Source organism: Sinorhizobium sp. Y406 (assembly GCF_058732025.1).
This window is the reverse complement of sequence record NZ_CM178975.1, coordinates 45,277-65,638: the sequence shown is the minus strand read 5'-3', so window position 1 is coordinate 65,638 and position 20,362 is coordinate 45,277. Positions and strand designations below refer to the sequence as shown.

Here is a 20,362-nt window from a genome sequence, read left to right as displayed (position 1 = left end):
GAAGGCGACAGGGAGGTACAATGTCCAATTCCGACACCGTTCTGTCGGCGCTTGCCGACGGCGTTTTGAGCCTAACGCTGAACCGACCGGACAAGCTCAACGCATTCAATGAAGAGATGCACCTGGCGCTGCGCGCTGGCTTCGAGCATGCCCATGCTGACGAAAACGTACGTGCAGTGCTCTTGACCGGCGCCGGTCGCGGCTTTTGCGCCGGCCAGGACCTCGGCGACCGCGACCCGAACAAGGGCGTGCCGGACCTCGGCCAAACGATCGATGCCTTCTACAATCCACTGCTCCGTCTGATCCGGAGCCTGGAAAAGCCGGTGATCTGCGCCGTCAACGGCGTTGCCGCGGGGGCCGGTGCCAACATCGCCTTCGCCTGCGACATCACGCTCGCCGCCCGCTCCGCCCGCTTCATCCAGGCCTTCGCCAAGATCGGCCTCGTGCCGGACTCCGGCGGCACCTGGAGCCTGCCGCGCCTCATTGGCGAAGCGCGCGCCAAAGCGTTGGCGCTGACCGCCGAGCCGCTCGGCGCGGATACCGCCGCCGATTGGGGACTGATCTGGCGCGCCGTCGACGACGACACGCTGATGGAAGAGGCGAACGCGCTCGCAAAGCGCCTCGCTGCCGGCCCGACGAAGGGCCTCGGCATGACGAAACGCGCCATCCAGGCCGCCGCCACCAACTCGCTGGACCAGCAGCTCGATCTCGAGCGCGACCTGCAACGCGAGGCCGGCCGCAGCGCCGACTATGCCGAAGGCGTTTCCGCCTTTCTCGAAAAGCGCAAAGCGGAGTTCAAGGGTCGATGAGCGCCGCCAGTCTTTCCCCGCAGGCGCTTGCCGAGGCCTGCGCCAAAGTCATGTGGGACGACGACAACGCCAGCCGCGAGCTCCGAATGGAACTCGTCTCCGTCGCGCCTGGCGAGGCGACCATCGCCATGACGATTGCCGAGGGCATGACGAACGGTCACGGCACATGCCACGGCGGCTACGTCTTCACGCTGGCGGATTCGGCCTTCGCCTTCGCCTGCAACACCTATAACCAGCGCACCGTCGCCCAACACTGTTCGGTGACATTTATCGCACCGGCTTTCAGGGGCGACCGGCTGACGGCGACGGCGCGGGAGGTGTCACGCCGCGGACGGGGCGGCATCTACGATATCCGCATCACCAACCAGGAGGGCGAGCATGTCGCGGAATTCCGCGGCCACTCGCGAACAGTCAAGGGTACCCATCTGCCGGAAGAAGGCTGAGGGCGATATTACCCCGCATTCTCGGAGGAGACATCCATGGAAGACCTTTCCCCCCGCCCCGGAGACCTCGAAGCGATCGAGACGGCCTCGCGCGACGAGATTTCCGGGCTCCAGTTCGAGCGCATGAAATGGTCGCTGGCACACGCCTACGAGAATTCACCCTTCTACCGGAAACGCTTCGACGAGGCGGGCGTGCACCCCTCCGACCTGAAGACGCTGGCCGACCTCGCGAAATTCCCCTTCACCACCAAGAAGGATCTACGCGACACCTATCCCTTCGGCATGTTCGCCGTACCGCGTGAAAAACTCGCGCGCATCCACGCCTCCTCCGGCACCACCGGCAAGCCGACCGTCGTCGGCTACACCCGCAACGACATCGACACCTGGGCGACCGTCGTTGCCCGCTCGATCCGCGCCTCGGGCGGCCGGCCCGGCGACATCGCTCATATCGCCTACGGCTACGGCCTATTCACCGGCGGCCTCGGCGCACATTACGGCGCGGAAAAGCTCGGCTGCACGGTCGTGCCGATCTCTGGCGGCATGACCGAACGCCAGGTCACGCTGATGCAGGATTTCAAGCCGCGCATCATCATGGTGACGCCCTCCTACATGCTCTCCATTCTCGACGAGTTCCGTCGCCAGGGCATCGATCCGCGCGAAAGCTCGCTCGCCGTCGGCATTTTCGGCGCGGAGCCTTGGACGAATGCCATGCGCGAGGAAATCGAGCATGCCTTCGACATGCACGCCGTGGACATCTACGGCCTTTCGGAGGTCATGGGCCCGGGCGTCGCCAACGAATGCGTCGAGACCAAGGATGGCCTGCATATCTGGGAAGACCATTTCTACCCGGAGATCATCGACCCCGAGACCGGCGAGGTGCTGCCGGATGGCAAGCTCGGAGAGCTGGTCTTCACGACGCTCACCAAGGAAGGCCTGCCGATCATCCGCTACCGCACGCGCGACCTGACGCGACTTCTGCCCGGTACCGCCCGCTCCATGCGCCGCATGGAAAAGGTCACCGGCCGCTCCGACGACATGATGATCCTGCGCGGCGTCAACGTCTTCCCGACGCAGATCGAGGAACAGATCCTGAAATGTCGCGGCCTCGCCCCGCATTTCCAGATCGAACTCACGCGCGCTGGCCGTATGGACAACATGACGGTTCATGTCGAATGTACGCTGGAAGCGGCCGACGAGGATTCTCGCGCGGGATCTGCCAGGGAGCTTGCCCACCACATCAAGAGCGTGGTCGGCGTCTCCACGAAGGTTCTTGTCCACCAGCCGGGCGGCGTTGCCCGCTCGGAAGGAAAGGCAAAACGCGTGGTCGACAACCGCCCGAAAGAATGAAACGCCGGGATAGCCCGGCACCGGGTTGACTGTGCTACAGGGAGGCGACCGCCCTCCCGACGCGGTCGAAAATCCGGAATGAATAGAGCAGGAACCATGGCACGCACGCGCGCAGTCGATTTCGAGGAAAAACAGCGTGGCATTCTGACAAGTGCGGCGGCGGTCTTCGCCGAGATGGGCATGGAGAAGGCCTCCATGTCGATGATCGCCTCGTACAGTGGTGTCTCCAAGGCCCTGCTCTATCACTACTATCCGAGCAAGGACGCGCTGATCTTCGACATCGTGCGTACGCACCTCGCGGCGCTGGAAACCGCCATCGAAGCCGCCGACCGGCCCGACCTCCCGGCTGACAAGCGACTACGCCTGCTGGTGAAAGCCGTGCTGAAGAATTACGAGGGACGGGACAACGAGCACAAGGTGCAGCTCAACGGCACCAGCGCCCTCTCCCCGGAACAGCTCGGCGAACTGCAGGCGATCGAAAGACGGATCGTCAAGCGCTTCTCCGCCGTGATGTACGAGATCAATCCGGACCTCAACAAGGAACGGCCGTTGCTGATGCCGGTCACCATGTCGCTCTTTGGCATGATGAACTGGGTCTATATGTGGTTTCGGCCAGACGGACCGATCACCCGCGACGAATATGCGGACATTGCCACGACACTGATCCTCGAAGGGATCAAGGCCGTCCGCTGACGTTTCCCATCATCTCCGAGCTTCAATCTCTCCAGGATGAGCGGATCTATTCCGGCGCACGAATGCGCCGCCGGATCGGACGCGTCTGAGCGTGCGGTGTGTCGTGCGATCACTCTCTCGTTTTGGCCACCATCGTCAGGACATCGTATTGCGCGACCGTGGCCGCGGTCTGGTTGGTCACACGACAATCCCATCGCACCTCCCCGTGCTCGGCATTGGCCCGCGGATTGATCTCCTTGCAGGTGAGTTGCACCTGCAACGTATCACCCGGATTGACGGGCGTCAGGAAGCGTAGATTGTCGACCCCGTAATTGGCGAGGACCGGTCCCGGCGCCGGATCGACGAAGAGGCCGGCGGCAAAGGAGACGATGAGATAGCCATGTGCCACGCGCCCGTCGAAGAACGGATTCGCCTTGGCCGCTTCCTCATCCATATGGGCGTAGAAGGTGTCGCCGGTGAACTGGGCGAAGTGCTCGATATCCTCCAGTGTTACCGTACGTGTGCCAGTTACAAGCTGGTCGCCGATCCGAAGCTCGGCCAGCGACTTGCGGAACGGATGTTCGCCGCCCGAACGCACCTCGGCACCGGGGACCCACCGTCCGGTGACGGCCGAAAGCATCGTCGGAGTGCCCTGCACGGCGGTGCGCTGCATGTAATGCTTCACACCGCGAATGCCGCCCAGTTCCTCGCCGCCGCCTGCCCGCCCGGGACCACCGTGCACGAGACCTGGCAGCGGCGAACCGTGGCCGGTGGACGACTTGGCGCTGATGCGATTACCGATCATCACACGGCCATGGAAGGGTGCGAGGCCGAGCACGACCTCCTCGGCGAAAGCCGGATCGTTGGTGAAGACGGAGGCGACGAGGCTGCCCTTGCCACGCCGGGCGAGATCGACCGCTTCTTCCGCCGTGTCATACGGCATGACGGTGCTGACTGGGCCGAAGGCTTCGACGTCGTGCACCGCGCGGGCCGAGCCCGGCTTATCGCAATAGAGCAGAACCGGATTGAGGAAGGCGCCGGCGGACGCATCGCCAGACAGCACGCGCGGGTTATCCGGATCGCCGACGACGATCTCGGCGCCGGTAGCAAGGTCTCGGATGCGAGCGCGGACCTCCTCGCGCTGGTCGAGGCTGGCAAGCGGTCCCATACGGACGGCTTCGTCGGCAGGATTGCCAACGGCCGTGTCGCCGAGGCGCGCGCGCAGGCTTTCAATGAGCGCTTCGCTATAGGCGCGCGGCGCGATCACACGGCGAATGGCCGTGCATTTCTGACCAGCCTTGACCGTCATCTCGCGGGCGACTTCCTTTACGAAGAGGTCGAATTCCTCCGTGCCCGGCGCCGCATCAAGGCCGAGGACAGCGGCGTTGAGGCTGTCGGCCTCCATGGTGAACCGCACGGAATTGCCGATGATCGCCTTATGCGTCTTGAGACGCTGGCCGGTCGCGGCGGAGCCCGTGAAGGTCACGGCATCCTGGCCCTCGACATGGTCGAGCAGGTCGCCGACCGAGCCGCAGATGAGCTGAAGCGCGCCTTCCGGCAGGATGCCCGTGTCGATGATGCGGCGAACCATGAGTTCGGTGAGATAGGCCGTCTGGCTCGCCGGTTTGATGATGGCCGGCACGCCGGCCAGCAACGTCGGCGCCAGCTTTTCGAGCATGCCCCAGCAGGGGAAGTTGAAGGCGTTGATATGGACTGCCACGCCCTGGAGCGGGCTCAGGACATGTTGCGCCGAAAACGTTCCGTCCTTAGAGAGAGATTCCACGTCACCATCGAGAAGCACGCGCGTATTCGGTAGCTCCCGCCGGCCTTTCGAGGCATAGGAGAGCAGCGTGCCGATACCGCCCTCGATATCGACCCAACTATCGGCACGGGTGGCGCCGGTTGCGCTCGAAAGAGCATAGAACTCTTCCTTCTTTTCGAGCAGCGCCTGGCCGAGCGCTTTCAGCATCACGGCGCGCTCGTGGAAGGACATGCGCCTGAGCGCCGGGCCGCCCTTTTCGCGGCCATAGGCGAGAATCGCCTTGAAATCGACGCCGGTCGAATCAATGAAGGCGACCGGCGCGCCCGTCGAGGCGTCGAGCAGCGGCACGCCCTCGCTTACGCCGGCGACCCAGGTGCCGCCGGCATAGCTTTCGAGCCGGCGCGGCGGCTTTGCCATGACGTTCATGTCTCTATCCTTTCAGTTCAATCCAAGCGCAGAAAGCTGCGGGTCGACCTCTGCCCGCCATTCGGCAAGCAGGGTCTCGTTGGGCGTATGCCTGAGGCCGAAGCGCGACAGTGTCTCGAAGCGCGCCGAGCCGGAATGGCCAAAACTTTCGGCAACACGAGGATACCAGTAGACGACGGATGCCTTGGCCTTGGCACGGCCCGCCTTATCCTCGACGACACGGACGAGACCGGCGAGGCCGAGTTCGGTATGGCGCGTTTCGCGCGGCAGGATGGCGCGGAAGACTTCGGCGAGCGGCTGGTACGAAACGCGCGACAGTTCCTTCAACTGCACGACGCTCGCCCGGCCCATCAGCACGTTCATGACGACGGCATCCACCCACCCTTCCAGCGGATAATGGAAAACGGACAGGCGCATGTCGCCGCCTTGGCGCGACGCGCCGATGTCGGCCTCGCGCGCAAGCCGCTCCGCCCAGGGATGATGCACGGCATAACGCCCGCCATCGGCGCCGAACGTTTCCATGATCTTCAGCACCTTGCCTGCGTGGTCGGTCTTTTCCAGCACGATGCGGGCGGCGGAGATCCGCTCCTGTATGCCCGGCGCGTCGTTGATCGTGTCGGCAAAGCCGGCGGAACCAGCAAGCTCGCTGTCGATGAAGGTTGCCATCAGCCGCAGCAGTTCGCCGCGATAGCGCGGCGGCACGTTGGCCGGCGACGACAGCACGCCGCCCTTCGCCAGATAATCCTCGATCGGCATCGTATCGGGCATTCTATCCTCCCCACGGCGGTTTACTGGTCGTAGCTGACGATGATGCGGTCAGTGAGCGGATAGCACTGACAGGTCAGTACATAGCCCTGGCGCACCTCATAGTCCTCGAGCGCGTGGTTGGCTTCCATCTCGACCTCACCTTCGAGTACCTTGGCGCGGCAGGTGGAACAGACTCCGGCCTTGCAGGCGTATGGCGCGTCCATGGCGTTTTCGAGCGCGGCATCGAGCAGGCTCTGGCCCTGTTTCGGAAACTTGAACGTGCGCGTCGCGCCGTCGAGCGTGACGGTCGCCTCGCAGGTCGCGCTCTGGTCGGCGCCGGCGACCTGCTCCACCTTGCGCCGCGCTCGGCCAGGCTGAGAGGAGGCGAAAAGTTCGAACTTGATCTGGTCATCGCGAAGCCCGTGCTCACGCAATGCCGCAGCGATCGCCAGCATCATTGGCTCCGGGCCGCAGATGAAGGCGGTGGCGATAGATTTCGGGTCGATCCAGCTCCTGAAGAGGGCCGCGCATTTCTCGCCGTCGATGCGGCCGGTGAAGAGGTCGATGTCCTGCGCCTCGCTTTCGAGGACATGGAGGACGGAAAGCCGGCCGAGATAGAGGTTCTTCAGGTCCTCCAGCTCCTCCCGGAACATGATCGAGCTGATCTGGCGGTTGGCGTAGACCAGCGTGAAGCGGGAGCGCGGCTCGCGCGACAACACGGTCTTGATGATCGAGAGCACCGGAGTGATGCCGCTACCGCCGGCAAAGCCGAGATAGTGTTTTGCGACATCCGGCTCCAGGGCGGTGAAGAACGCGCCCATCGGCGGCATCGCCTCCAGCGTGTCGCCGACCTTGAGGTTCTCGTTGACCCAGGTGGAGAAGCAGCCCCCGTCGACGCGCTTGATCCCGACCTTCAGCACACCCTCGTCCTTGCCGGCGCAGATCGAATAGGAACGGCGCAGTTCCTCGTCCTCGAATTTCCGGCGGAAGGTCAGGTATTGCCCCTGGGTGAAATCGAAGACGGCGCGGTCCTCGTCGGAGGGCCGGAGCGTGACCACGACCGCATCGCGCGTCTCGCGGCGAACGTCGGTCACGGTCAGGGGATGAAAACGTGCCATGTGCGGGCCCTCTCCCTATGGGTCAGATGCACTTGAAGTAATCGAACGGTTCGAGACAATCGATGCAGCGATAGCTGGCCTTGCAGGGCGTCGAGCCGAACTGGCTGATCTTTTCGGTGTTCGTCGATCCGCAGCGCGGACAGGCGATCGTCAGGTTCGAGCGGCCGGAAAGCCGGTCGATGCGTTTCATCAAGACGCCATCGGCGGCCGTGCCGTCGACCGGCGGGGCGATGCCGTAGTCGCGCAGCTTTTCCCGACCCTCGGCGCTGATCCAGTCCGTCGTCCAGGCGGGCGAGAGCTGACGCTCCAGCCGCACCTTGTCGAGACCCTTTTCCGCGAGCGCGGCCTCGATATCGAGGTTGATGACGGTGGTGGCGGGGCAACCCGAATAGGTCGGCGTGATCGTCACCACCAGCGTGTCATCTCGCCAGGCAATATCCCTGACGATCCCAAGGTCGGTGACAGAGATGACCGGGATCTCCGGGTCCGGCACTTGCGCCAACCAGTGCCACACCTCATCGATCGAAGGACGGAGCGCCGGGTCCATGACCGCCTCCTACCAGGTGGCGCCGGGATAGGCGCGCTGGAGGAACTGCATTTCGGCGAGAACGAAGCCGAGATGCTCGGTATGAACGCCGCGCCGGCCGCCCTTGTGCATGTAGCCATCGGCAGGCTTCCTCAGCGTAGCCTCGGTCAGCGTATCCGCGACGATCTGGTCCCAACCTGGCTTGAGGCCCTGCGGCGCGGGAATGATCCCGGCTTCGGCCAGCTCGGCATCCAGGTCGTCGCTCATGAACATCTCGCCCGTGAAAGCCCAGAGCTCATCCAGGGACGCCTGCATGCGGCTGTGACTTTCGGCCGTGCCATCACCGAGGCGAATGACAAGATCGCGGCTGCGGTCAAGATGGTAGGAGACCTCCTTGAAGGCCTTTTCCGCGATTTCGGCGATGCGCTGGTCCGAAGAGCCCTTTAGCGCCTTCAAGAGCAGATAGTGCCAAGCATCGAACAGGAACTGCCGCATCAGCGTCTTGCCAAAATCGCCGTTCGGGCGCTCGACCAGCAGAATGTTACGGAACTCGTAGCCGTCGCGCAGATAGGCGAGGTCATCGGCAGAACGGCCCTTGCCTTCGACTTCGCCGGCAAGGCCCAGCCAGAGCTGCGTCTGGCCGATCAGGTCGAGCGCAGTGTTGGCGAGCGCGATGTCCTCTTCCAGCGCCGGCGCATGGCCGCACCACTCGGAAACGCGATGGCCGAGGATCAGCGCATTGTCGCCGATGCGGGCCAGGAATTCGAAGAGGGCGGCCTGGTGGGCCGCCGGGTCAACTGCTGCGGTCGCCATCACATGTGCCCCACTTCATCCGGAATGTCGAAGAAGGTCGGATGGCGATAGACCTTGGAGTTCGACGGGTCGAAGAGCGGACCCTTTTCTGAAGGGGCGCTTGCTGTGATGTCGGCGGACCTCACCACCCAGATACTGACCCCCTCGTTGCGGCGTGTATAGACGTCGCGGGCATTGTTGATCGCCATCTCGGCGTCGGGCGCATGGAGGCTGCCGACATGGCGATGATTGAGGCCGTGCTGACCCCGGATGAAGACTTCCCAAAGCGGCCATTCGCTGGACATGGTTCTCTCTCCCAAACTCATTCGGCGGCGATCTTCGCAGCGGCACGGCGGCCAGCCGCCTTTTCCGCATGGGCCGTCAGTCCGTCGCGGAACCAGGCGCCGTCATTCCAGGCTTGTCTGCGGGCGTCGAGGCGTTCCGCATTGCAGGGGCCGTTGCCGGCGATCACGTTGAAGAACTCCTCCCAGTCCGGTTCGCCGAAATCGTAGCCACCCTTTTCCTCGTTCCATTTGAGGTCAGGATCCGGCACGGTGAGACCGAGATATTCGGCCTGCGGCACGGTCTGGTCGACGAACTTCTGTCTGAGCTCATCGTTGGAGTTCTGCTTGATCTTCCAGGCCATCGACTGGGCCGAGTGCACGGAGGCATCGTCCGAGGGGCCGAACATCATCAAGGACGGCCACCACCAACGGTTCAGCGAGTCCTGCACCATCGCCTTCTGGGCGGGCGTGCCCTTCACCATCTTCATCAGGATGTCGAAGCCCTGGCGCTGATGGAAGCTCTCCTCCTTGCAGATCCGGACCATCGCGCGGGCATAAGGGCCGTAGGAACAACGCTGCAGCGGCACCTGGTTCATAATCGCCGCGCCGTCGACCAGCCAGCCGATCGCGCCGATATCCGCCCAGGTGAGCGTCGGATAGTTGAAGATGGAGGAATATTTTGCCTTGCCGGAGTGGAGCTGCTCGTACATCTCGTCGCGGCTCACCCCGAGGGTCTCGGCGGCGCAATAGAGATAGAGGCCGTGGCCGGCCTCGTCCTGCACCTTGGCAAGCAGGATCGCCTTGCGCTCGAGCGTCGGCGCGCGGGTGATCCAGTTGCCCTCGGGAAGCTGGCCGACGATCTCCGAATGGGCGTGCTGGCTGATCTGGCGGATGAGCGTCTTGCGATAGCCTTCGGACATCCATTCCTTCGGCTCTATCTTCTGCCCTGCGTCGATGCGCTCCTGGAAGGCGCGCTCGTGAGGGTCCATCTCGTCGAGGCTTTTGACGCGGGCAGCGTCCGTCTTCACCATTTGAGCATACATGGTCCTTCTCCTCCGTCAGACGCGCTCGAGAATGATGGCGATGCCCTGGCCGACACCGATGCACATCGTGCACAGCGCATAGCGGCCGCCTTGGCGGTGAAGCTGATAGGTGGCGGTCGTCACCAGCCGCGCACCGCTCATGCCGAGCGGGTGGCCGATTGCGATCGCGCCCCCGTTCGGGTTCACATGCGCGGCATCGTCGGCTAGGCCGAGGTCGCGCAACACCGCAATGGCCTGCGAGGCAAAGGCTTCATTGAGCTCTATCACGTCCATCTGACCGATCGACAAGCCGGCGCGTTCGAGCACCTTCCGCGCTGCTGGCGCCGGTCCGATGCCCATGATGCGCGGCTCGACGCCGGCCGCCGCCATGGCGACGATGCGCGCCTTCGGCATCAAGCCTTGGGCCTTCATCGCCGCCTCGCTGGCAACCAGCAGCGCCGCGGCGCCATCGTTGACACCCGAGGCATTGCCCGCCGTCACCGTGCGGTCGGGGCCGTTGACCCCTTTGAGCTTCGCGAGCTGTTCGATCGTCGTGCCCGGGCGCGGATGCTCGTCGCGATCGACCAGGACAGGGTCGCCCTTCTTTTGCGGGACGAGAACCGGAACAAGTTCCTCTTTAAAGAGGCCTTCTTGCTCAGCCGCGGCCCAGCGCGCCTGGCTGCGGGCGGCGAAGGCATCCTGATCGGCGCGACTTACGCCAAAATCCTCAGCCACATTGTCCGCCGTCTCCGGCATGGAATCAACACCGAAGGCTGCCTTCAGTTTCGGGTTGACGAAGCGCCAGCCGATGGTCGTATCGTAGACCGCGTTCGAGCGTGAGAACGCGCTTTCGGCCTTGGGCATCACGAAGGGCGCGCGGCTCATGCTCTCCACGCCGCCCGCAATCACAAGATCGCAATCGCCTGCGCGGATAGCCCTCGCCGCCATGCCGACGGCGTCCATGCCCGAGCCGCAGAGGCGGTTGACCGTGGTCGCAGGCACGGAAGCGGGCATGCCGGATAGGAGCACCGCCATGCGGCCGACATTGCGATTGTCCTCGCCCGCCTGGTTGGCGCAGCCGTAAATGACATCATCGACCTTCGACCAGTGGACTTGGGGGTTGCGCTCCATCAGCGCAGTCAACGGTGCGGCGGCGAGGTCATCGGCTCGCACGGAAGATAGCGCTCCGCCATATCGGCCAACGGGTGTGCGCACTGCATCGCAAATGAAGGCTCCGGACATGCAACTCCTCCCGATTTGGCCGTCGACATCTTTCATTAACCGACCGCCCGGTTAGTTATATAGCGCAGGACATGTCACAGATCAACGGCATTTGCGGATATTTTTGTGATGTATTGGCGAAGAAGCTCGCCAAGCGTCGATACACACAACGTCACCATAAGGCGAATAACGACCCGAAGCAGTTTGATGGCGCACTCCCGACTGCTACGCCAGCATCGTTGACGATCCGCTGGCCGTTCTGGTGGTTCGCTCCCATGTTGCGCGCCAGCCAGGCTGCGGCCCTTCAGCGCGATCCCTCGGGGGCTGCCTCCTTGTCGCACAGCATCGCAAGCCGGCGGGACGTCGCGTCGCAGGCCATTGGAAGCGAGCCTGTAGCCGTAATGAAGTTCCGCGCGACATGCAGGTCGGCTTGCGGCGACAGGCTGCAATAAAGCCGGGCAAACAGGCGTCGCGCCTCTGCCCCCGGCCAGCCGGGCGGAAGAACCTCGGCCGGCAGACGCGGATCGCGCAGGGCCTCCAGGCGGAACTGGTGCACGAGCAGGAGTCGGGCCGTAAGGCAGTCGGCAGACGCCAGGGTTCCGCCCGCCTCGACGAAATCGGCGAGCGGGTCGAAGCGCTGGAGAAATCTCTTATAGGCCTCCGCGTGCGGCTCCAGATCCCAACACTCCGCGGCAAAGGCGCCGAGTTCACCCGCGCCTTCGGCCACGTCCGCGCGGAAGACGACCGCAGGCATGATCGAGAGAGGGAACGGCCTGACCCCGACGGCAAGCCGCGGACCGAGCCGCGCATGGCCGGATCGCTCGAGCATCTGCATACGCTCTTCGGACGCGGACCCCACCAACTGCACGAAGTGCCAGGCCGTTTCTTCCGGCGGACCGAACAGCACCCGCGCGGCGGCCGCGAATTCGCTCCGGGCCGCCTCGGTGAGCCGATAGAAGCTGCGCCGCCCCTCCCGCTCTCCGGCGAGCCGCCCGGCGGCGACGAGACGGGAGACGGCAGTGCGGACCAGCGTCTCGCTGATGCCGACGCCGGCGCAGACTTCGATGATATTGCCGATCCAGATGGCGCCGCCGCGCGGCTCCACGACATCGCCATAGATGGTGACGATGAAGCTCGCCGCCCTCAACGGCGTCCCGTCCAGTATTGCCGCTACGAGCTCGGTACCGGCCCGCGCCGACTTGTCTTGCTGCATCCGGCCGCCCTCTCCCCGGTCCCGATCCATGCCGTCACACCGGAATGGCAGTGGAATATTTCACACTCTTCAGCGCAAAATGGGAGGACGAATGCGCGACGGCCTCGTGCGTGAGAATGCCGCGCATCAACAGTCGCTCGTAATCGGCGACATCCGCGACGACGACGCGTAGGAGATAATCCCAGTCCCCCGACATGGAACAGCATTCCAGCACCTCTTCGTGGCTCTCCACGAAGCGCTCGAAATTTTGCCGCGCGGCGGCATCGTGGGACTTCATCCGCACCTGGCAGAACACAGTTAGGCCTCGCCCGACCATCTGGGGATTGACGAGCCGGACGGTCCTGCCGAGCACGCCTGCCGTGTCCAGGGCCTTGATGCGCCGCCAGCAGGATGCCGGCGAGGCGCCGACGGCCTCGGCAAGCGCGGCATGGCTGATATCCGCCTGCTCCTGGAGTATCCTGAGAATTTTTCGGTCAACCACATCAAGATTGAACATACTCTTCACGATCCTCCCGAAAAGGAAATGGATTGATCAATTGCTATCGAAAAACACACAAGATTGAAACCGATTTGCACCGGCGACGGGTTATTCTTCCACTCAAGGCTTTTGGAGGAGTGATGATGGGCCAGCCAGCGCTGAAACACGATCGGCGGAACGCACCGGATGAGAGCATCGACTGGAGACGGGTCGTCCATCTCATGCTTCTGTCTCGCGAACTTGACGAGATGGAGGAAGAGCGTCTCGTCCCGGAAAAGAAGATCCTCTATCAGTTCTCCGCCCGCGGCCATGACCTGGCCCAGATCCTCTTGGGCCTGAACCTGACGGAACGGCACGACGCGGCCTGCGGCTATTATCGCTCGCGCCCGCTGCTTCTGTCATTGGGCGTCGATCCCGCCGATGCGCTCGGTTCGGCCATGGCGCGCGCGGGAGGCTATTCCGACGGCCGCGACATCGGCGTCGTCTTCAACTACCCAAATCCCCACGGTGCCTCGGCTCTGCCGATGTGCGGCGGGGTCGGCTCGCAATATACGCCGACGGCCGGATGGGCGCAGGCGATCACCTATTTCAGCAAGCAGCTCAAGGCTCGCGACTACGATAGCGCCATCGCCGTCGTCCTCGGCGGCGATGGCTCGGTGGCGTCCAATGGCTTCTGGTCGGCGCTGACCGTCGCCACCACGCAACGACTACCGATGCTCTTCTATATCGAAGACAACGGCTTCGGCATCTCGGTTCCCTCGGACTTCCAGACACCCAAGGGCAACATCGCCGCCAATCTGGCCGCCTGGAAGAACCTGACCGTTCTCGACGGTGACGGCTGCGATCCGGAAGCGGCCGCACGGCTGACGCGGGATGCGGTGGACCTGGTACGTGACGAACGGATGCCTGTCCTCTTGCGCCTTAAGGTGCCGCGACTCGAGGGACACAGCTTCCAGGACACGCAGGCCTACAAGAGCGAAGCGCTCGTCGAAAGCGAGTGGGCGCGGGATCCCCTGCCGCGGCTGAAGGATTACCTCGTACCGGCGGTCGTCAGCGAGGTGGAATGGAACGAGGCCGTGGAGGCTGCAAAGGCGGCCGCAGAACAGGCGCGCATCGAGGCCGAGTCCCGGCCGATCGCGGACCCCGAAACCGTCACCCGTAACGTCTTCTTCGAAGGCGCGATGCAAGCCATGGGCGGCCAGCATTGTGCCGGCTACCGGGCGCCCGAGACGAGCGATACACCCAAGAGTGACGGCCAGCGGATCAACATGGCGACGGCAATCCGGCGCACGCTCGATCACGAGATGTCGATCAACGAGCGGGTCGTGCTGTTTGGCGAGGACATCGGCGTCAAGGGTGGCGTCCATGGCGTAACGCTCGGCCTGCAGGAAAAATACGGAGACGCCCGCGTTTTCGACACATCTCTTTCCGAGGAGGGCATTGTCGGCCGTGCGGTCGGCATGGCGCTTGCCGGCCTCGTTCCCGTCCCCGAGATCCAGTTCCGCAAATATGCGGAGCCTGCCATCGAACAGATCAATGATTGCGGTACGATGCGCTGGCGGACGAACAATCGTTTCGCCGCACCGATCGTGCTCCGCATGCCGGGCGGCTACTTCAAATGCGGAGACCCCTGGCACAGCCAGACGAATGAGGTCGCCTTCGTGCATCAGCCTGGCTGGAAGGTTGCGGTCCCGTCCAATGCCGAGGACGCGGTCGGGCTCCTGCGCAGCGCATTGCGCGGCAATGATCCGGTGATTTTCTTCGAGCACCGTGCCATGCTCGACCATCCCTGGGCGCGGCGCCCCTATCCGGGCGACGCCTTCGCACTGCCGTTCGGCAAGGCGAAGTTCACACGACGCGGCAAGGACATCACAATCATTGCCTGGGGTGCCATGGTGCCCCGCTGCGAGGAGGCCGCGGAGGGGCTGTCAGCCGACGTGATCGATCTCCGGACGCTGATGCCCTGGGACAGCGAGGCCGTCCTTTCTTCCGTCAGGCGCACCCGCCGTTGCCTGATCGTGCACGAGGACCTGGGCACGGGCGGCTTTGGCGCGGAAATCGCCGCCACGGTTGCGGACGAAGCCTTCATCGACCTGGACGCCCCGGTTTCCCGGCTGACCATGCCGGACATTCCAAGCCCCCACAACCCGGTTCTACTCGACTGGGCGGTGCCCTCGACCGAGCGCATCCGCCAGAAGATCACCGACCTACTGGAGTATTGAGCATGGGGCAACTCATCGATGTCAACGCCCCTCTCGAGCAGGAAGGCACAAAGGCGGTCGTGCGCAACTGGCTCAAGAAGCTCGGGGAGAGCGTGAACTCGGGCGATCCGCTGGTCGAACTCGAAACAGACAAGGTGACCCAGGAAGTCGCGGCCCCGGCCGATGGCGTGTTGGCGGAAATCCTCATGGAGAACGGCGACAGCGCCACGCCAGGTGCCATCCTCGGCCGCATCGAGGGCGCCGAGCCGCGACCAAGGCAGGCTGCCGTATCCGCAACCGCCTCAACGGAAACATCGTCCGGCACCGAAGACGAGCGGCATTTCTCGCCCGCCGTACGGCATGCGGCGCAGACATATGGTCTCAATCCGACGACCATTGCCGGCACCGGCCGGCACGGCCGCGTCACCCGGGCGGATATGGACCGGGCGTTTGCGGCAATGTCGGCGCGCCGAACGCCTGAGCCCGCTTCGCCCGGCGGCGCGGGCACGCCCCCTTCGCGTCGCGTTGCGCACAGCGACATGCGCACAGCGATTGCCGCCCACATGCAGCAGTCCATGGCGACCGCACCGCATGTGACGGCCGTGTTCGAAGCCGACTTTTCCGCGGTCATGCGCCACCGCAACGAGCACAAGGCGAAGTTCGCGGCCGAGGGCGTCAATCTTACCTACACCGCCTATATTGTTTCGGCCTCAGTCGCCGCCATGCGAGCGGTCCCGGAGGTCAACAGTCGCTGGCACGACGATGCGCTGGAAATTTTCGAAGACGTCAATATCGGCATCGGCACCGCTCTTGGGGAGAAAGGCCTCATCGTTCCGGTGGTCCACCGGGCGCAACATCTCTCTCTTTCCGAGATTGCCGGCAAGCTGCAGGATCTGACGGCGCGCGCTCGCGCGAACGCGCTTGAACGCGCCGACGTGAAAGGCGGCACCTTCACCATCTCCAACCACGGCGTCTCCGGTTCATTGCTGGCGGCCCCCGTCATCATCAACCAACCGCAATCGGCGATTCTCGGTGTTGGAAAATTGGAAAAGCGCGTGGTCGTTCGCGAAGTCGACGGCGTCGACACCATCCAGATCCGGCCAATGGCCTATGTGTCGCTGACCATAGACCACCGCTCACTCGACGCGCACCAAACCAATTCCTGGCTGACGCATTTCGTTCAGGCGCTCGAAAGCTGGTCCGGCTGATCGCATTCGCCCGAAATTAAATCATTCAACCACATGGTTGACTATCTCTGCTCATGCGCCTATATTCAACCACATGGTTGAATTTGAAGCACATCGGATGAATTCCGTCTTTCATGCTCTTGGCGACGCCACGCGTCGGCGGATGCTGCGGGACCTCAGCCGTGGCGAGCGAACGGTCAGCGAACTCGCGGAACCGTTCGCGATTTCGCTCGCAGCGGCCTCGAAGCACATCAAGGTTCTCGAGAATGCCGGCCTGATTCGCCGTGAGGTGCGCGGCCGCACGCACTTGTGCCGTCTGGAGCCCGGGCCGCTTGCGAGCGCCCACCAGTGGCTGAGCTTCTACGAGCAGTTCTGGAGCGGTCGTCTCGACCTGCTCGAACAGCTTCTCCGCGAGGAGAACGCAGGTAAATCCCCAAGCCCCGGAAAAGGAGATGAAAAATGACGGAACTCGTAACCCTGGATGCCTATGGCACGCTGATCGAACCGACGACTTTGAAGATTCAGCGCTTTCTGCCTGCCACCATCGAGCGCGTCTGGGCCTATCTCACCGAGAGCGACCTGCGCCGCCAATGGCTGGCGGCCGGACCGATGGAGATGAAAGTCGGTGCGCCGTTTGAATTCGTCTGGCGAAACGACGAGCTCACCAATCCGCCCAGTCAGCGACCGACGGGCTTTCCCGAGGAGCACCGGATGCAGAGCCGGATCATCGAGATCGATCCGCCGCGCAAGCTCTCTATCGCCTGGGGAGCCAATGGCGACGGTGAAGTGTCTTTCGAGCTCGAGCCCAAGGGCAACGGTTCGCTGCTGACCGTGATCCATCGGCGCCTGCCCGATCGGGCAACCGGACTCAAAATCAGCGCGGGCTGGCACATGCATCTCGATATCCTGGTCGCGCGCGTCGCCGGTACCGAGCCGGAACCATTCTGGGAAGGTTGGAGCCGGCTGCACAAGGAATATGACCAGCGGCTGCCGGCGTGATCACAGGCATCAGCTAGCTCAAAAGGAGAGATGAAGCCCCCACAAACCGGAACACCGAAGAGTGGCTTGCCGCTGGTGGCCTGCCTGTCGAACCGCATCCGCTGCACCAAGACGACGACGGCTGGCGACGACGATCAAGCCACCCAAGCGGTAAGTCATTACACATAACCTGGTCGTTACCGCCGCACACGAGAGAGGCAAATTTCAAACTTGCTTTCGTTTTTGGGCAGACATCGACTATAGGGATTTCAGTCGATGCGAGTTTCCTCCCATCGCATCCGGGACAGCGCCTATTGGCCGCGTCCGACTTAAACCTGCCTGTGACGTGAAGTCGGCGGCAGGTTTTTTTCCGCCACGACAGAAGCGGTCAGCTACAACCCGGGCGAACGAAAGCTTGCATCACCGCCCGTACAGCTGTGGCCGAACTCAAGGTTTCCGGCGAGCTCATTCCGAACCAGACGGCGCTGATCAACTCAATTCCTTTGCTCGAAGCGCAGGCGAGCTCGGAAATCGAGAACATCGTCACGGCGTCGGACCGGCTGTTCCGCTTCGCGGGCGAGGGCGGAAGTCCTCCTGATGCCGCAACGAAGGAGGCTTTACGCCACCGCACGGCGCTGCACCAGGGATTGCAGATGCTCAAGGAGAGACTAGTCTCGACCGCAATGGCAATCGAAGTTTGCCGAACGATCAAGGGCATCGACCTCTAAGACATCACTCGCGCTCTACGAATATTTAGAGTTTGCCACATTTCGTGTTCTATATCATCGTACCGAAGACACGAAATAAGGACCGAATAATGGCAGGCAGAATGAATCCCATCGTCACGCGGTTCTTTTCGAAGTTCGATGGCGCGCCACCTCAAGTGCTGGCGGACAAGCTGGGCGTCACTCCCAAAACGCTGAAGCGCCTGCGCGATGGTGAGAATCAACCAAACGACCAAACCCTCAGTAAAATGTCGGAATTGATGAAAAGCATCGACGAAGAAGTATTGGGTACCGAAGCGGAGAGGCTTGCGCGAGCCGAGTCTCTTCGAGCGAATTACGAGAGACAGCAAAGGGAACTCAAGCTTTCGCAGTACCAAGACAAGTTTGAGAAGAAGTATCCCCGATGGTTTTTACGGGCCCACACGAGCATCTCGGAGGAGAGAGACAGTGAGGCTATTGAGGCGATTTCCGATCATGTGCTGGATAAGGAGGCGTGGAAGCACGTGGACCAATCGGCCAAGAGTTATATCCTGCATGCCCTTGGTGTCGCGTATTACAGAACGGGACGTCACCTAGAGGCCTACGAGGCCTCCGATGACGCCTTGAAGGAACTCACTTCGAGAAGAAAAAACTATACATCGACCTTGCTCCACGCTTGGATATTGGTGATCAAGGGACTGAGCGCCATGAGACTGTGGAACACGGAGGTAGCTTTCGAACTGTTCGAGCAGGCGCGGCTTGTCGATCCGTCTGTTGACGGTGTTTACTACAACGGTATTTGCTGCGCGAGCCTGATCAAAGCTGAGGATCAAGTTGGGTTCTGGACGGGGCAGTACGTAGCGAGTAGCCATCTTTTCTCCACAGAGGACATAAAAGATGTCCTGACTAGGATAAAGGTGGACAAGGATCTTGTCTTTTTTCGAACTTTGCCTATTTTGAAAGAGTTCGAGGATCGGCTCATGCGTGAGGTTAATTCGCGAACGCAAAAAGAGGAGTCCTAACATGCGTCTTGATAAACCGGGCCTTGTCACAGCTATCGTTCATTAATGGCAAAGGTCGGCCTTATAACACCACGTCCAGAGGATACGCGTTTTCGGGCGCGTATCGCCAGATTTTTCCTGAAATTGCGAGGTTCCGGTGGCGACAAACCACCACAAGGGAACCCTGGCTTGCTTATACCTTGTTCCGTCACGTTCGTGGTTACAGGCATCCTCAGCTTCGCGCTGCTCATCAATATCCTGCCACCAGGCTGGCTGACCGTCACACAGATGGCATTGGCGTCGGTAGTATCGGGGATTATTGCATCGATCATCGTTGCGGTTTTTCTGTTTAATGCGATGAATCTAATGCGCAACGCATTTATCGCAGCAGCAGGGGCAACTCTCGTCGCGACCATTGGTTGGGGAATTGCCGTTTCCGTAAGCCAAGCGTCCGGCCCAACCGACGTGGTCGTGGGCACCAAACCACTGCAAGGTCAATCCCTTCTGGCAGCCATATTCATCGTAGTTCTGATGTTCCTCGCCTATGTTTTCGATGCTCGGCGAAAGGGCCGTTAGCGGCAGTTTTCCGCACTTGTGCTCATTCCGCCACCCCATTTCCGCTGGAGACCGGTTTGCTAAAAACTCCGGCGCTTTCTCCCATGTTATTCTTTGAGGCCTCGCTGGCCTTCGTACATATATCGCGTTGTTGACGACGATGTTGCCGTTCGGCCGCCCTCCTGAATCGCAAGGGACAGGAGTGTCGGCCGGGCACCACAGCGACTGGTATAGTATAGGCTTGGCCGTTCGAACCCGGGCACGGATTTGGTCTGCTAAATCAATTGGTCGGCGTCTCCACTCAGATGAAGCCAATTCAACCACAGATGAAAATCAGGCTTAGCCCATCGAGCTTTGTGCGCCTGAAAGGACGCGCAATGCTGCAGGAATCCGCAAATGCGCAGCGCGGCGGCGGCGCTTCAGGTCGCCGCCGTCCCGGCAGTGTCGACCACCTCGAAGTCATGGGTGATTGCCGCCGTCTTGGCGAGCATCGCCGAAGCCGAGCAATATTTCTCGAGCGACAATCCGATGGCTCGCGCGACCTTGTGCCTCGCCAGATTTCGTCCCTTCACGACGAAATGCATATGGATGCGGGTGAAGACCTTCGGCTCCTGCTCTGCCCGATCCGCGTCGATCTCGACGACGCAATCCTCGATCGCCTCGCGGCCCTTTTCGAGGATGTGGATCACATCATAGGCCGAGCAGCCTCCCGTGCCGATCAGCACCAATTCCATCGGGCTCGGCCCCGGCTTCTGCCCCTCGGGTCCAAAGGCTGTACCGAGCACGACATTGTGGCCGCTCTCAGACTGACCGAGGAACGTTCGATCCTCAACCCATTTTACGCGTGCCTTCATAGCTCACCTCCAACCGTCTGGC

The 20,362-nt window shown here is 62.5% G+C and carries 22 protein-coding genes; 11 read left to right on the top strand and 11 right to left on the bottom strand.

The window, feature by feature from the left end; genetic code table 11:
* Positions 1 to 20 precede the first annotated feature (20 nt).
* The 4 genes from paaG (at position 21) to AC4P1R_RS17315 (ending at position 3,292) form a co-directional block, all read left to right on the top strand.
* Entirely contained in the window at positions 21 to 809 is a 789-nt protein-coding gene (gene paaG, locus AC4P1R_RS17330; RefSeq protein ID WP_492178354.1) for a 2-(1,2-epoxy-1,2-dihydrophenyl)acetyl-CoA isomerase PaaG, read from the top strand.
* The gene (gene paaI, locus AC4P1R_RS17325; protein WP_151613379.1) at positions 806 to 1,252 is read left to right on the top strand and encodes a hydroxyphenylacetyl-CoA thioesterase PaaI; all 447 of its coding nucleotides are present in this window, start codon (positions 806 to 808) and stop codon (positions 1,250 to 1,252) included. The genes paaG and paaI overlap by 4 nt, the downstream gene beginning before the upstream one ends.
* 36 nt (positions 1,253 to 1,288) lie before the next feature.
* Positions 1,289 to 2,599, top strand: a complete 1,311-nt coding sequence (gene paaK, locus AC4P1R_RS17320) for a phenylacetate--CoA ligase PaaK (RefSeq protein ID WP_492178353.1) — start codon at positions 1,289 to 1,291, stop codon at positions 2,597 to 2,599.
* Between the two features lie 96 nt (positions 2,600 to 2,695).
* A complete protein-coding gene (locus AC4P1R_RS17315) occupies positions 2,696 to 3,292 on the top strand; it encodes a TetR/AcrR family transcriptional regulator (RefSeq protein WP_151613377.1) in 597 nt (198 codons plus the stop codon).
* A gap of 109 nt (positions 3,293 to 3,401) precedes the next feature.
* Here the strand turns inward: AC4P1R_RS17315 and paaZ are convergent, their stop codons facing one another.
* From paaZ to AC4P1R_RS17265, 10 genes are all read right to left on the bottom strand, one after another.
* Positions 3,402 to 5,459: a phenylacetic acid degradation bifunctional protein PaaZ gene (paaZ, locus tag AC4P1R_RS17310; protein WP_151613376.1), complete on the bottom strand. Its 2,058-nt coding sequence runs from the start codon at positions 5,457 to 5,459 to the stop codon at positions 3,402 to 3,404.
* Positions 5,460 to 5,471: 12 nt separating this feature from the next.
* Complete coding sequence (locus AC4P1R_RS17305) at positions 5,472 to 6,227, bottom strand: Phenylacetic acid catabolic protein (RefSeq protein ID WP_069460055.1); 756 nt, start codon at positions 6,225 to 6,227, stop codon at positions 5,472 to 5,474.
* Between the two features lie 20 nt (positions 6,228 to 6,247).
* Positions 6,248 to 7,324 carry a 1,2-phenylacetyl-CoA epoxidase subunit PaaE gene (paaE, locus tag AC4P1R_RS17300; RefSeq protein ID WP_151613375.1) on the bottom strand — a complete coding sequence of 359 codons (1,077 nt, stop codon included), beginning with the start codon at positions 7,322 to 7,324 and terminating at the stop codon, positions 6,248 to 6,250.
* 22 nt (positions 7,325 to 7,346) lie between these two features.
* Entirely contained in the window at positions 7,347 to 7,871 is a 525-nt protein-coding gene (gene paaD, locus AC4P1R_RS17295; protein ID WP_069460053.1) for a 1,2-phenylacetyl-CoA epoxidase subunit PaaD, read from the bottom strand.
* A gap of 9 nt (positions 7,872 to 7,880) precedes the next feature.
* Positions 7,881 to 8,663, bottom strand: coding sequence for a 1,2-phenylacetyl-CoA epoxidase subunit PaaC (paaC, locus tag AC4P1R_RS17290; protein WP_492178352.1), 783 nt, complete (start codon positions 8,661 to 8,663; stop codon positions 7,881 to 7,883).
* The gene (gene paaB / locus AC4P1R_RS17285; RefSeq protein WP_069460051.1) at positions 8,663 to 8,947 is read right to left on the bottom strand and encodes a 1,2-phenylacetyl-CoA epoxidase subunit PaaB; all 285 of its coding nucleotides are present in this window, start codon (positions 8,945 to 8,947) and stop codon (positions 8,663 to 8,665) included. The genes paaC and paaB overlap by 1 nt, the downstream gene beginning before the upstream one ends.
* A 17-nt stretch (positions 8,948 to 8,964) precedes the next feature.
* On the bottom strand, positions 8,965 to 9,969 hold the full coding sequence (paaA, locus tag AC4P1R_RS17280; protein ID WP_225192570.1) for a 1,2-phenylacetyl-CoA epoxidase subunit PaaA: 1,005 nt from the start codon (positions 9,967 to 9,969) through the stop codon (positions 8,965 to 8,967).
* A 15-nt stretch (positions 9,970 to 9,984) separates the two neighbouring features.
* The gene (gene pcaF, locus AC4P1R_RS17275; RefSeq protein WP_492178351.1) at positions 9,985 to 11,190 is read right to left on the bottom strand and encodes a 3-oxoadipyl-CoA thiolase; all 1,206 of its coding nucleotides are present in this window, start codon (positions 11,188 to 11,190) and stop codon (positions 9,985 to 9,987) included.
* Positions 11,191 to 11,473: 283 nt separating this feature from the next.
* On the bottom strand, positions 11,474 to 12,382 hold the full coding sequence (gene paaX / locus AC4P1R_RS17270) for a phenylacetic acid degradation operon negative regulatory protein PaaX (protein ID WP_225192572.1): 909 nt from the start codon (positions 12,380 to 12,382) through the stop codon (positions 11,474 to 11,476).
* A 34-nt stretch (positions 12,383 to 12,416) separates the two neighbouring features.
* Positions 12,417 to 12,887, bottom strand: coding sequence for an Lrp/AsnC family transcriptional regulator (locus AC4P1R_RS17265; protein WP_069460047.1), 471 nt, complete (start codon positions 12,885 to 12,887; stop codon positions 12,417 to 12,419).
* A gap of 116 nt (positions 12,888 to 13,003) precedes the next feature.
* Between AC4P1R_RS17265 and AC4P1R_RS17260 the strand changes: the two genes are divergently transcribed.
* From AC4P1R_RS17260 to AC4P1R_RS17230, 7 genes are all read left to right on the top strand, one after another.
* A complete protein-coding gene (locus tag AC4P1R_RS17260; RefSeq protein ID WP_492178350.1) occupies positions 13,004 to 15,082 on the top strand; it encodes an alpha-ketoacid dehydrogenase subunit alpha/beta in 2,079 nt (692 codons plus the stop codon).
* A 2-nt stretch (positions 15,083 to 15,084) separates the two neighbouring features.
* Positions 15,085 to 16,269: a dihydrolipoamide acetyltransferase family protein gene (locus AC4P1R_RS17255; RefSeq protein WP_492178349.1), complete on the top strand. Its 1,185-nt coding sequence runs from the start codon at positions 15,085 to 15,087 to the stop codon at positions 16,267 to 16,269.
* 73 nt (positions 16,270 to 16,342) lie between these two features.
* Complete coding sequence (locus AC4P1R_RS17250; RefSeq protein WP_492178348.1) at positions 16,343 to 16,711, top strand: ArsR/SmtB family transcription factor; 369 nt, start codon at positions 16,343 to 16,345, stop codon at positions 16,709 to 16,711.
* Positions 16,708 to 17,247: an SRPBCC family protein gene (locus tag AC4P1R_RS17245; protein ID WP_225192575.1), complete on the top strand. Its 540-nt coding sequence runs from the start codon at positions 16,708 to 16,710 to the stop codon at positions 17,245 to 17,247. Before AC4P1R_RS17250 ends, AC4P1R_RS17245 begins: the two co-directional genes overlap by 4 nt.
* 398 nt (positions 17,248 to 17,645) lie before the next feature.
* The gene (locus AC4P1R_RS17240) at positions 17,646 to 17,954 is read left to right on the top strand and encodes a Fic/DOC family N-terminal domain-containing protein (protein ID WP_492178869.1); all 309 of its coding nucleotides are present in this window, start codon (positions 17,646 to 17,648) and stop codon (positions 17,952 to 17,954) included.
* Positions 17,955 to 18,043: 89 nt separating this feature from the next.
* A complete protein-coding gene (locus tag AC4P1R_RS17235) occupies positions 18,044 to 18,952 on the top strand; it encodes a hypothetical protein (protein ID WP_492178347.1) in 909 nt (302 codons plus the stop codon).
* Positions 18,953 to 18,997: 45 nt separating this feature from the next.
* Positions 18,998 to 19,507 carry a hypothetical protein gene (locus tag AC4P1R_RS17230; RefSeq protein WP_492178346.1) on the top strand — a complete coding sequence of 170 codons (510 nt, stop codon included), beginning with the start codon at positions 18,998 to 19,000 and terminating at the stop codon, positions 19,505 to 19,507.
* A 398-nt stretch (positions 19,508 to 19,905) separates the two neighbouring features.
* Here AC4P1R_RS17230 and AC4P1R_RS17225 read toward each other — a convergent pair whose 3' ends face one another.
* The gene (locus AC4P1R_RS17225) at positions 19,906 to 20,340 is read right to left on the bottom strand and encodes an OsmC family protein (protein ID WP_492178345.1); all 435 of its coding nucleotides are present in this window, start codon (positions 20,338 to 20,340) and stop codon (positions 19,906 to 19,908) included.
* Positions 20,341 to 20,362: the final 22 nt, after the last annotated feature.

Excerpts from the sequence above, each read along its gene's own strand:
- paaG (WP_492178354.1), top strand. The coding sequence starts at position 21 with ATGTCCAATTCCGACACCGTTCTGTCGGCGCTTGCCGACGGCGTTTTG.
- paaI (WP_151613379.1), top strand. The coding sequence starts at position 806 with ATGAGCGCCGCCAGTCTTTCCCCGCAGGCGCTTGCCGAGGCCTGCGCC.
- paaK (WP_492178353.1), top strand. The coding sequence starts at position 1,289 with ATGGAAGACCTTTCCCCCCGCCCCGGAGACCTCGAAGCGATCGAGACG.
- AC4P1R_RS17315 (WP_151613377.1), top strand. The coding sequence starts at position 2,696 with ATGGCACGCACGCGCGCAGTCGATTTCGAGGAAAAACAGCGTGGCATT.
- paaZ (WP_151613376.1), bottom strand. The coding sequence starts at position 5,459 with ATGAACGTCATGGCAAAGCCGCCGCGCCGGCTCGAAAGCTATGCCGGC.
- AC4P1R_RS17305 (WP_069460055.1), bottom strand. The coding sequence starts at position 6,227 with ATGCCCGATACGATGCCGATCGAGGATTATCTGGCGAAGGGCGGCGTG.
- paaE (WP_151613375.1), bottom strand. The coding sequence starts at position 7,324 with ATGGCACGTTTTCATCCCCTGACCGTGACCGACGTTCGCCGCGAGACG.
- paaD (WP_069460053.1), bottom strand. The coding sequence starts at position 7,871 with ATGGACCCGGCGCTCCGTCCTTCGATCGATGAGGTGTGGCACTGGTTG.
- paaC (WP_492178352.1), bottom strand. The coding sequence starts at position 8,663 with ATGGCGACCGCAGCAGTTGACCCGGCGGCCCACCAGGCCGCCCTCTTC.
- paaB (WP_069460051.1), bottom strand. The coding sequence starts at position 8,947 with ATGTCCAGCGAATGGCCGCTTTGGGAAGTCTTCATCCGGGGTCAGCAC.
- paaA (WP_225192570.1), bottom strand. The coding sequence starts at position 9,969 with ATGTATGCTCAAATGGTGAAGACGGACGCTGCCCGCGTCAAAAGCCTC.
- pcaF (WP_492178351.1), bottom strand. The coding sequence starts at position 11,190 with ATGTCCGGAGCCTTCATTTGCGATGCAGTGCGCACACCCGTTGGCCGA.
- paaX (WP_225192572.1), bottom strand. The coding sequence starts at position 12,382 with ATGCAGCAAGACAAGTCGGCGCGGGCCGGTACCGAGCTCGTAGCGGCA.
- AC4P1R_RS17260 (WP_492178350.1), top strand. The coding sequence starts at position 13,004 with ATGGGCCAGCCAGCGCTGAAACACGATCGGCGGAACGCACCGGATGAG.
- AC4P1R_RS17255 (WP_492178349.1), top strand. The coding sequence starts at position 15,085 with ATGGGGCAACTCATCGATGTCAACGCCCCTCTCGAGCAGGAAGGCACA.
- AC4P1R_RS17250 (WP_492178348.1), top strand. The coding sequence starts at position 16,343 with ATGGTTGAATTTGAAGCACATCGGATGAATTCCGTCTTTCATGCTCTT.
- AC4P1R_RS17245 (WP_225192575.1), top strand. The coding sequence starts at position 16,708 with ATGACGGAACTCGTAACCCTGGATGCCTATGGCACGCTGATCGAACCG.
- AC4P1R_RS17235 (WP_492178347.1), top strand. The coding sequence starts at position 18,044 with ATGGCAGGCAGAATGAATCCCATCGTCACGCGGTTCTTTTCGAAGTTC.
- AC4P1R_RS17230 (WP_492178346.1), top strand. The coding sequence starts at position 18,998 with ATGGCAAAGGTCGGCCTTATAACACCACGTCCAGAGGATACGCGTTTT.
- AC4P1R_RS17225 (WP_492178345.1), bottom strand. The coding sequence starts at position 20,340 with ATGAAGGCACGCGTAAAATGGGTTGAGGATCGAACGTTCCTCGGTCAG.